Genomic DNA, 8,912 nt, shown 5'->3' with positions numbered 1-8,912 from the left:
CCTCTGTGGAACAACGTGATCCACACATCCCCCGGCATTCGTCCGGGAACGACCTGCCCGCGAAGCTCCGCGAGATCTGGGAGAAGGCGCGGATGCGCCTGGGCAGCAGCCAGGCCATGGCCGGTGTCGCCGCCGTCGTCGCGCTCGTCCTCACGATCGCCGTCATCGCCGCGGTGATGGCCGCGAGCGGCGGGGGCGGCGGCGACCCGGAACCGGCCGCCGCCAACGAACCGGCACCGACCTCTATGGACGCCACACCGGCGCCCAGCCCGACGCCGTCGCCGTCGCCGAGCCCCTCTCCGTCACCGACCGAGGCCGCGGCCACGGAGGAGGAAGCGGAGCGGCCGGCGGACACCGCCGAGGAGACCGAGGCGGCCCCGCCGGAGCCGACCTATCCCGGTGACGGCTGGTACCAGGTGAAACAGGAGGCCAGCGGCCTGTGCCTGAGCACCGGCCCGGAACCGGGCAACGAGGGCCGCACGGTCGTGGTCCTCGCCGGGTGCGGCTCGACGAACCCGTCCACGATCCAGGTCGTGGCCTGGGACGAGGGCGTGTACGTCTTCAACATGCACTTCTCGGACTGGAGCGCCTGCATGGGCGCGGACGCCCCGGCCGACCAGGAGGGCTATCTCATGGCCGCGTTCGGCTGCGAGTTCACCGAGACCCAGTTCTGGGAGCTGGAACCGCAGGGCGGCGGGGTCTACACGATCGCCACCAGCGCTTCAGGGTTGTGCATCGGGATGCTCGAAGGCCGCTCCTCCAGCGCGGGCGAGCCGACCGCCACCGAGTCCTGCGACGGAGGCGACTCGGCCCAGCGCTTCACGCTTTCGTAAAGGACTGCAAGGGCGTACCGGGATCGCCGGTACGCCCTTCGCCGTTCCCGCAATCGGTCGGGCGATCAGCCGATCGGTTGATCGCGCGGATCAACCGGCGGCTCCGTCGCGCGGTCGATGCCGCGCCGCGCCGTTCTTGCGAGTGTTGACCTACACGAAGCAAGGAGGCCGCAATGGCGATCATCGAAGTCAAAGACCTGGTCAAGGACTACGGCAACTTCCGCGCCGTCGACGGCGTCTCGTTCGAGGTGGACGAAGGCGAGATCTTCGGGATCCTCGGCCCCAACGGCGCGGGCAAGACCACCACCGTCGAATGCGTCGAGGGCCTGCGGAACCGGGACGGCGGCAGCGTCTCAGTTCTCGGCCTCGATCCCGAGCGGGACGGCGCGGAGCTCAGGCAGGTGCTCGGCATCCAGTTGCAGGAGAGCCGCCTTCCCGACCGCCTCCGCGTCGGCGAGGCCCTGGACCTGTACGGCTCGTTCTATCGCGAGCGCGCGAATACCGATCAGCTGCTTGAAAAGCTCGGCCTGGACGCCAAGCGGAAGACGCCGTTCGGGAAGCTCTCCGGCGGCCAGCAGCAGCGGCTGTCGATCGCGCTCGCGCTCGTCGGGAACCCGCGCGTCGCAGTGCTCGACGAGCTGACGACCGGGCTCGACCCGCAGGCGCGGCGCGACACGTGGGACCTCATCGAGGAGGTGCGGGACTCCGGGGTCACGATCATCCTGGTCACGCACTTCATGGACGAGGCCGAGCGGCTCTGCGACCGCCTCGCCGTGGTCGACTCGGGCAAGATCGTCGCCCTCGACACCCCCGCCGGGCTCACTGCGCGGGTGAGCGTGGAGCAGCGGGTGCGCTTCCGCCCCTCGGCCGCGTTCCCGGACTCGCTCCTGCTCGACCTCCCGGAGGTCGCGCGCGTCGAACGCAGCGGCCCGCACGTGGTCGTCACCGGCGGCGAGAACCTCCTCCAGGCCGTCGCGTCCGTCTTGGCGCGCAACCAGATCGTGGCCGCGGACCTGCGCGTCGAGCAGGTCAGCCTCGACGACGCGTTCGTGGCCCTCACCGGCAAGTCCCTCGAGAACTAAGCCCCCGCAAGGAGAACCTGATGTCCGCTCTCGGCAAACTCATCCAGATCGAATCCCGGCTGTTCCTGCGTGATCCCATGTCGTTCACGGTCGGCCTGCTCCTGCCCACCGTCGTCCTGCTCGGACTCGGCGCCGTGCCGATGCTGCGCGAACCGTCCGAGGACATGGGCGGCCAACGCTTCATCGACTACTTCGCGCCCTCCACGATCGTCATGGCCGTCGGCGTCATCGGCCTGACCAACCTCCCTGCGGTCCTGGCGGCCTACCGCGAGCAGGGCGTGCTGCGCCGCATGCGGACCACCCCGGTCCACCCGGTGAAACTCCTTCTGGCGCAACTGGTCGTGAACATCGGGGCGGCCCTCGCCTCGGCCCTGCTCGTCGTCGTGGCCGGCAAACTCGTGTTCGATGTGCCGCTGCCCCAGCACCCCTTGGGCTTCGCGATCGCTTTCGTCCTCGGCATCACCGCGGTCTTCGCGCTCGGTATGCTCGTGGCAGCCGTGGCGCCGACCGCCCGGTCCGCTTCCGGGCTCTCGACGGTGCTGTTCATGACGGCCATGTTCTTCGGCGGCGTGTACCTTCCCCGGTTCATGCTGCCGGACGCGGTCGCCCGCGCCGGCGACTTCGTGCCGCCGGGCGTGCAGTCGCTGCTCGACGCCTGGACCGGCACGGCCCCCGCCGTCGCCCCGCTCCTGGTCATGGCCGCCACCGCCGTGGTCGCCGGGGCGGTCGCGGCCCGAATCTTCAAGTGGGAGTAGCAGTCATGGAGCCGGTGCCGCGAACCCCCGAGGAGTTGTCCGAACGGCACTCCAGGATCGAGTCCGCGTACCACCGGCTCCTCGACTGGATGCCGTACGGCCTCCTCGCGGTCAGCCTGGTGCTCAGCGCGCTGATCTCCCAGCGGCCCATGGACTTCCAGCTCCAGACGCTCGGCCTCACGGCGGCGGCGGTCGTGTGGGTGTACTTCGCCTACACCCGCATCCCGTCGAAGACCGAGGCTTCGAGTGCGCGGCTCGCGGTGCACCTGTTCGTGATGCTGGGCTTCGGCGCGGCGCTGATGGCCCGCGACATGCTGTTCTTCATCTTCGTCATCACCGGGTTCTTCCACGCCGGGTACTTCAAGCCGATGTGGATGGTCGTCGCCGGCATCGGCGGGACCTCGCTCGTGGTCAACGCCTCCATGGTCGACTTCACCGACATCCAGGCTGAAGCACTGGTGGTGTACACGGTGGTCGTCCTCATCCAGACGGCCGCGATCAGCTCCGGGTTCCTGCTGAACGAGAAGCTGGTGCAACTGCGGACGCAGCGCGAGGAGGCCATACTCTCCCGCGAGGCGGCGCTCCAAGAGAACGCCGGGCTCCACATGCAACTGCTCACGCAGGCAAGGGAAGCGGGCATCCTCGACGAGCGCCAGCGCATGGCCCGCGACATCCACGACACCGTCGCGCAGGGCCTGGCGGGGATCATCGCGCAGCTCCACGCCGCCGACGGCACCGACGACGAGTCGCAGCGCCGCCGTCACTTCGACAGCGCCGTGGAGCTCGCCCGCGAGAGCCTCGCCGAGGCCCGCCGCACCGTGCAGGCGATCGGGCCGCCGACGCTCGACACCGCGCAGCTGCCGGAGGCGCTGGCCGAGGTCTCGGCGAAATGGTCCGAGGCGCACGCGGTGCCGGTCGAGCTGGTCACCATCGGGGACGCGAAGCCGATGCACCCGGAGATCGAGGTGACGCTCCTGCGCGTCACCCAGGAGGCGCTGCAGAACGCCGCCAAGCACAGCAGAGCCGGGCGGGTCGGCATCACCCTTTCCTATATGGAGGACCAGTTGGCGCTCGACGTGCGCGACGACGGAATCGGTTTCGAACCGTCCAAGATCAAGGCCACCAAGGGGAACGGGTACGGGCTCGCCGCGATGCGCCAGCGCGTGGGCCGCCTCGCCGGGACCGTCTCCATCGAGTCCGAGCCCGGGTCCGGCACCGTGGTCTCGGCGATCGTCCCGGCCATCCCGCAGGCGGTGCCCGATGCCGCCTGAACCGATCCGCGTGCTCATCGTCGACGACCACCCCGTGGTGCGCGACGGCCTGCGCGGCATGTTCGACCGCTCCGACGACATCCAGGTGGTGGGCGAGGCCGCCGACGGCCGCGAAGCGGTCGACCGGGCGCTCGCCCTCGGCCCGGACGTGGTCCTCATGGACCTGCGGATGCCCCGAACCGATGGCGTGAGCGCGATCCGGGAGCTCGCCGCCCGGAACTCGACGGCGAAAGTGCTGGTGCTGACCACGTACGACACCGATTCGGACGTGCTGCCCGCGATCGAGGCGGGCGCCAGCGGCTACCTGCTCAAGGACGCCTCGCCCGCCGAGCTGCAGCGCGCCATCCGCACCGCACACGAAGGCGGGACGGTGCTCGCGCCCTCGGTCGCCTCACTCCTGATGGACCAGATCCGCAGGCCCGCACCGAGCACCGGCCCGCTGAGCGAACGCGAGCTGGAGGTGCTGGCGCTCATCGCGAAGGGCCGCAACAACAGGGAGGCCGCCAAGGAACTGTTCATCAGCGAGGCCACGGTGAAGACCCACCTGATGCACGTCTACGCGAAGCTGGAGGTCAACGACCGCGCCGCGGCCGTCGCGGCCGCGTACGAACGCGGCCTCCTGCAACCGAAGGGCCGCTAGGCTTCCTCGACCCAGTAGTTGTCGTGCTCGATGAAGAACGCCGCGCGCTCCTCCTCGGTCATCTCGCCGAGCGTCGCAAGGCCCTCGAAGTAGGGCTCGCGCACCGCGCCCGGGGTGAAGAGCAGCAGCATCGAGGCCGGCTCGTCGGTGTCGTTGCGGAAGCCGTGCAGGCCGCCTTGGGGGACGTACACGAAGTCGCCCTTGCTCGCGGGGGCCCATTCGCTGCCGTTGTAGATCGTCACGGTGCCTTCGAGGATGTAGAAGGACTCCGAGATGGTCTTGTGGAAGTGCGCGCCGGGCCCGCCCTTCTTGGGTCCCATGTTCCAGCGGTAGAGCCCGAACTCGCCGCCGGTGGCCGCGCCTTTGGCAAGGTAGTCGGCGGACCCGTTGTCGAAGAGGATGTCGGCGGGGCTGCCGTTCGGGCGGGTGGCGGCGGTGATCTCGCCGGTCTCGCCGAAGTACTTCGGTTCGGGGTAAGACATACGAGGGTCCCTCTCTGGTCGGCGGTGACGGCCGCCCGGTTCGGCGACGACTGGAGCGTATCGCCGCCGAAGGCGCCCGGTTTGCGAAGGTCGGACCCGGCCGGGGACGGATAAGCTCGGGGCATGAGCGATCGCCCCGCGCCTTTGACCGTCGCCGCCGCGCAGCCCGAGCTGCGGCCCGGCGACCTCCCGTTCAACGCCGCCGCGCACGCTGAGGCGGTCCTTGCCTCCGGCGCTCGGCTGGTGGTGTTCCCGGAGCTGTCGCTCACCTCGTACGCGCTCGCGGCTCCCGCTGTGGCCCTTGACGATCCCGAGCTGGCGGCGATCGTCGCGGCTTGCGCCACCACCGGTTCGGTCGCGCTGGCCGGGGCGCCGGTCAAGGAGGGCGACGCCGAGTTCATCGCGATGCTCCGCATCGACGGGTCCGGTGTCGCGGTGGCGTACCGCAAGCTGCATCCCGACGAGGAGGAGGCCCGCCGTTTCCGGGCCGCGGCCGATCCTGTCGTCATGGAGTTGGACGGCTGGCGGCTCGGCCTGGCGATCTGCCGCGACACGATGATGTTCGAGCACGCGCCGGCCACCGCCGAGTTCGCAAAGCGCTCGGGGATCGGCGGCATCGACGCGTACGTCGCGGGCTCGCTGTTCACGCCGCTGGGGCTTCCCAAGCGCGACAAGCGGATGCCGCAACTCGCCAAGGGCTACGGCATGTGGGTGGTGCAGGCCTGCTTCGCGGGACCCGGCAGTGACTACGCCGAGACCACGGGGAACTCGGCGATCTGGGCGCCGGACGGCACCGTCGCGGTGCGGGCGGACGAGCACCCGGGCCGGATCGTCAAGGCCGAGTTGCGGTTCTATTGAGCCGGAACTTGATGGATCTTCGCTCGTTGCTGGTTTGCGAGCGATGCTCTCTATTTCCGACTCAATAGGGAATCCCTGCTTCGGCGAGCCGGTCCACGATGATAATCGTCTTCATGAAAGCCTCCAACTGTGGCGAGGCTCAGCTCATCTTGACGGATTCACTTACGCGTCCGCTTGACGTAATGGCGTACCGGTTGTCCCGTCGCAAAACCTTCGACCTCGTAGAGCGCCTGCGCGGATACGTTGTCCTCAGCGGTGGCAAGCGTCACCCTGACAACTCCCTCGGCCTGGGCCTCGTCGGTAACGGCCCGGACGAGCGCTCGACCTGCTCCGAGGCGCCTCGCATCCGGGACGACGTATAGATCGTTAAGAATCCACACCCGCCCCATGGAGACGGACGCAAAGGTCGGATAGACCTGCGTGAATCCCACGGCAGCCCCATCGGCATTCCTGGCGATCAAAATCATCGAGTCAGCCCTGGATAGCCGCTCCGAGATAAAGGAAACGGCTACTTCCCTGGAGGCCGGAGCCTTATTCAGTGACGGTCTCTATATCGTCGAAACTGGCCCTGTCGATAGTGACCGGCGTCGCACCACGCGCCCCCATGGAGCCCCTCCTCCTGTTCCGTGCACGCGGATCGCGCTCTCCGAGATCATGACCACAACCCCCTCCCATTGCCGCCACTAAGATTTTCCCGCAAGGTAATCGGTACGGAGGGCGACGGCAAACTGTTGGGGCACAGGGAAACGCCCTGGTACTGGGCCGGATTTAGAGCGTGTCTCAGTTGGTGTATTCGCTGCTCTCAGAGAAGAGCCGCGGCGAAACTGCTCGGTAAACTTGGGTCGCATGAGCGAACAAGCGAACCCCCAGGAGCATGAGAGCCGATCCGCCTTGCGGCGCAAGGGACGCGAGGTCGCCATGGGCAAGACTCTTGTGGTCAGCCTCGCTCAGGTTGCCGCTGCCGCTGCGATCACGTTCGGCGGCGATACCGTCTCCTCATCCTGGGCTGACAGCTCAGAAGAGTTCGCCCCCGGCGCGGGCATACCGTACATGCTGGCCCTCCTGCTGCTCGCCCCACTCAGCGCGATGATCATCGGACCCCTAGTAGCCGTGAAGCTGCGACTCGCCGCCCCCGGCATCTACAGCCTCTCCTTCATCGCCGGCTATCTGGTCTGGCTACTGGCATTGTCGAACCCGAGTGGCTCCGGAAACGTGCTGTTTCTCCTCCTGGTCCTGGCCGCTGTGAACCTGCTCATCGGCTACAGCACCGGCATGCATCGAAGCTGGACACCTCCTCCAGGCACGTCGAGCTCAGCCTCTTGAGTTCGCCCCGCTTGCCGTGCAACCGATCTGGTTTAGATCTGGCATGGATGAGTTCGGCGGACGCATGGTGCCCGATGGGTTGTGGGAGATCACCGAACCGTTGATCCCGATAGCACCGAAGCGGGCGCAGGGCGGCGGGATTCCTCGGGCGATAACCGGCAGACCTTCGCAGCGATAGCGTTCGTGCTGACCACCGGCTGCGCCTGGCGCCACCTCCCGCCGACCTTCGGCGTCTCCCACCAGACCGCGCACCGGCGTTTCGCGGAGTGGTCCAAGGCCGGCCTGTGGGCCAAGCTCCACCGCGCCGTCCTCGACCGGCTCGGCGCCGTCGGCGAGATCGACTGGTCGCGGGCGATCGTCGACGGGGCGAGCCTGCGCGCCAAGAAGGGGGATCACTGACCGGCCCGAACCCGGTCGATCGTGGCAAGTCCGGCTCGAAGATCCATGTGCTCACCGACCGCAACGGACTCCCGCTTGCCCTCGCCGTCTCGGGAGCGAACCTCCACGACTCCCAGGCCTTCGAACATCGGTGATCACCTTGTCGGCCAGGTGCCGCTTGAGGTCGGCGTTGACCAACTCGTCGGGGTTGAGGTGCGGGGAGTACGGCGGCAGCAAGTGCAGCTCGATCCGGTCGTCTCGGGCCGCGACCCACTCCCGCACCCGTTTGGAGCGGTGAACCGAGTGGCCGTCGACGACCAGATGGGTCTTGCCTTCGAAAGTGCCGATAACCCGCTCGAGGAAGTCGATGAACACCTCAATGGTGAACGACTGGCGGAACACGGTGAAATACATCTGGCCTTCGCGGCTGATGGCGCTCATGGCGTTGACGCCGAACCGGTTCCCGCTCGTCGTCGCCAGCGGCGTGTGCCCCTTGCGACCCCAGGTGCGACCCGACAGATGGTCCGAGCAGACCCCGACCTGGTCAAGGAACATGATCCGCGCACCCTCGGACGCGGCCTGCCCGCACAGTTCGATCCAGGCCCGCTCGGCCCAGTCCCATCGCGCGGCCCATCACCCTCGACAGCTCGGCGGTCGGGCCGCTGAAAGCTGAACCCCAAGCGGCGCAGGAGCTTGCGCATGCCGCGGTCGGTGAACGCGGCTCCGAACAGGCGCCGCGCCAGCACGCAGACCTTCTTGGCGGTCCACAGTTTCCCGCCCACCCCGACGGTGTCGGGATCGTAATCGACCAGAGCACCCACCAGGGCCTGTTCCTCGGAAGGGCTCAGCTTCGTGCCTTCGCCGCCTCATCCTTCGCGCATTTCTCCATCATGGAGGCGGCGTTGCCGCGCAACCAGTCGAACATGCCGCCGAGGTGGTCGGCCGCGCCCTCGCCGAACTCGGTGAGGCCGTATGTGACCTGGGGCGGCACGGTGGCCTCGACGCGCCGCCAGACGAGGTTGTCGGCCACCAGCTGGCGCAGGGTCTGCGAGAGCATCTTCTCGCTGATGCCCTCGATGCGGTCGCGCAGCTCGAAGAACCGCAGTTCGCCCTCCCGCAGGCCGAGCAGCACCCAGATGCCCCAGCGGTTGGTGATGTGGTCGAGCACTTGCCTTGCGGGGCAGTTGGTGTGAAAGACCTCACGACCGTCCGGCGGAGCCCATGCGGTGATCTGTTTTCCTCCCGGCATGCCAGGAGCTTACCTCGAGGTAGGCCCTTCCGGAAAGTAAG

12 protein-coding genes and 1 pseudogene are annotated in these 8,912 nt (G+C 68.2%); 8 read left to right on the top strand and 5 right to left on the bottom strand.

The window, feature by feature from the left end:
* The first annotated feature begins 5 nt into the window (after nucleotides 1–5).
* From ACFO8M_RS03905 to ACFO8M_RS03885, 5 genes are all read left to right on the top strand, one after another.
* Nucleotides 6–833, top strand: a complete 828-nt coding sequence (locus ACFO8M_RS03905; RefSeq protein WP_387970747.1) for an RICIN domain-containing protein — start codon at nucleotides 6–8, stop codon at nucleotides 831–833.
* Nucleotides 834–1,006: 173 nt separating this feature from the next.
* Nucleotides 1,007–1,915: an ABC transporter ATP-binding protein gene (locus ACFO8M_RS03900; protein WP_387970744.1), complete on the top strand. Its 909-nt coding sequence runs from the start codon at nucleotides 1,007–1,009 to the stop codon at nucleotides 1,913–1,915.
* A 20-nt stretch (nucleotides 1,916–1,935) separates the two neighbouring features.
* On the top strand, nucleotides 1,936–2,670 hold the full coding sequence (locus ACFO8M_RS03895; RefSeq protein ID WP_387970741.1) for an ABC transporter permease: 735 nt from the start codon (nucleotides 1,936–1,938) through the stop codon (nucleotides 2,668–2,670).
* Nucleotides 2,661–3,941: a sensor histidine kinase gene (locus ACFO8M_RS03890; protein ID WP_387970738.1), complete on the top strand. Its 1,281-nt coding sequence runs from the start codon at nucleotides 2,661–2,663 to the stop codon at nucleotides 3,939–3,941. The genes ACFO8M_RS03895 and ACFO8M_RS03890 overlap by 10 nt, the downstream gene beginning before the upstream one ends.
* Complete coding sequence (locus tag ACFO8M_RS03885) at nucleotides 3,931–4,581, top strand: response regulator (RefSeq protein WP_387970735.1); 651 nt, start codon at nucleotides 3,931–3,933, stop codon at nucleotides 4,579–4,581. The genes ACFO8M_RS03890 and ACFO8M_RS03885 overlap by 11 nt, the downstream gene beginning before the upstream one ends.
* Here the strand turns inward: ACFO8M_RS03885 and ACFO8M_RS03880 are convergent.
* Entirely contained in the window at nucleotides 4,578–5,063 is a 486-nt protein-coding gene (locus ACFO8M_RS03880) for a cupin domain-containing protein (protein WP_387970732.1), read from the bottom strand. The genes ACFO8M_RS03885 and ACFO8M_RS03880 overlap by 4 nt on opposite strands.
* Nucleotides 5,064–5,186: 123 nt before the next feature.
* On the opposite strand from ACFO8M_RS03880, the gene ACFO8M_RS03875 reads away from it, so the two are divergent.
* Nucleotides 5,187–5,921: a carbon-nitrogen hydrolase family protein gene (locus ACFO8M_RS03875; protein WP_387970729.1), complete on the top strand. Its 735-nt coding sequence runs from the start codon at nucleotides 5,187–5,189 to the stop codon at nucleotides 5,919–5,921.
* 158 nt (nucleotides 5,922–6,079) lie between these two features.
* On the opposite strand, the gene ACFO8M_RS03870 is transcribed toward ACFO8M_RS03875, so the two are convergent.
* On the bottom strand, nucleotides 6,080–6,388 hold the full coding sequence (locus ACFO8M_RS03870; protein ID WP_387970726.1) for a GNAT family N-acetyltransferase: 309 nt from the start codon (nucleotides 6,386–6,388) through the stop codon (nucleotides 6,080–6,082).
* Between the two features lie 379 nt (nucleotides 6,389–6,767).
* On the opposite strand from ACFO8M_RS03870, the gene ACFO8M_RS03865 reads away from it, so the two are divergent.
* Both ACFO8M_RS03865 and ACFO8M_RS03860 read left to right on the top strand, forming a co-directional pair.
* On the top strand, nucleotides 6,768–7,244 hold the full coding sequence (locus tag ACFO8M_RS03865) for a hypothetical protein (protein WP_387970723.1): 477 nt from the start codon (nucleotides 6,768–6,770) through the stop codon (nucleotides 7,242–7,244).
* Nucleotides 7,245–7,287: 43 nt separating this feature from the next.
* A pseudogene (locus ACFO8M_RS03860) lies at nucleotides 7,288–7,762 on the top strand (IS5 family transposase); the annotation flags it as partial.
* On the opposite strand, the gene ACFO8M_RS03855 reads toward ACFO8M_RS03860, so the two are convergent.
* The 3 genes from ACFO8M_RS03855 to ACFO8M_RS03845 form a co-directional block, all read right to left on the bottom strand.
* Entirely contained in the window at nucleotides 7,695–8,177 is a 483-nt protein-coding gene (locus ACFO8M_RS03855) for an IS630 family transposase (protein ID WP_387970720.1), read from the bottom strand. The pseudogene ACFO8M_RS03860 and the gene ACFO8M_RS03855 sit on opposite strands and share 68 nt — an antisense overlap.
* Nucleotides 8,060–8,404, bottom strand: a complete 345-nt coding sequence (locus ACFO8M_RS03850; RefSeq protein WP_387971197.1) for a helix-turn-helix domain-containing protein — start codon at nucleotides 8,402–8,404, stop codon at nucleotides 8,060–8,062. Before ACFO8M_RS03850 ends, ACFO8M_RS03855 begins: the two co-directional genes overlap by 118 nt.
* A 62-nt stretch (nucleotides 8,405–8,466) precedes the next feature.
* Nucleotides 8,467–8,871 (bottom strand): winged helix-turn-helix transcriptional regulator, encoded by a 405-nt coding sequence (locus tag ACFO8M_RS03845; RefSeq protein WP_387970717.1) that lies wholly within the window; start codon nucleotides 8,869–8,871, stop codon nucleotides 8,467–8,469.
* Nucleotides 8,872–8,912 lie beyond the last annotated feature (41 nt).

Source organism: Glycomyces rhizosphaerae, from assembly GCF_042647865.1.
In the GTDB taxonomy this organism is placed as follows: Bacteria; Actinomycetota; Actinomycetes; order Mycobacteriales; family Micromonosporaceae; genus Glycomyces; species Glycomyces rhizosphaerae.
The sequence above is the reverse complement of the archived record's forward strand: the minus strand, read 5'-3'. Positions and strand labels throughout refer to the sequence as shown.

Coding starts and splice junctions, on each gene's coding strand:
- ACFO8M_RS03865 (WP_387970723.1), top strand. CDS start 6,768: ATGAGCGAACAAGCGAACCCCCAGGAGCATGAGAGCCGATCCGCCTTG.
- ACFO8M_RS03895 (WP_387970741.1), top strand. CDS start 1,936: ATGTCCGCTCTCGGCAAACTCATCCAGATCGAATCCCGGCTGTTCCTG.
- ACFO8M_RS03855 (WP_387970720.1), bottom strand. CDS start 8,177: ATGTTCCTTGACCAGGTCGGGGTCTGCTCGGACCATCTGTCGGGTCGC.
- ACFO8M_RS03875 (WP_387970729.1), top strand. CDS start 5,187: ATGAGCGATCGCCCCGCGCCTTTGACCGTCGCCGCCGCGCAGCCCGAG.
- ACFO8M_RS03845 (WP_387970717.1), bottom strand. CDS start 8,871: ATGCCGGGAGGAAAACAGATCACCGCATGGGCTCCGCCGGACGGTCGT.
- ACFO8M_RS03900 (WP_387970744.1), top strand. CDS start 1,007: ATGGCGATCATCGAAGTCAAAGACCTGGTCAAGGACTACGGCAACTTC.
- ACFO8M_RS03870 (WP_387970726.1), bottom strand. CDS start 6,388: ATGATTTTGATCGCCAGGAATGCCGATGGGGCTGCCGTGGGATTCACG.
- ACFO8M_RS03885 (WP_387970735.1), top strand. CDS start 3,931: ATGCCGCCTGAACCGATCCGCGTGCTCATCGTCGACGACCACCCCGTG.
- ACFO8M_RS03880 (WP_387970732.1), bottom strand. CDS start 5,063: ATGTCTTACCCCGAACCGAAGTACTTCGGCGAGACCGGCGAGATCACC.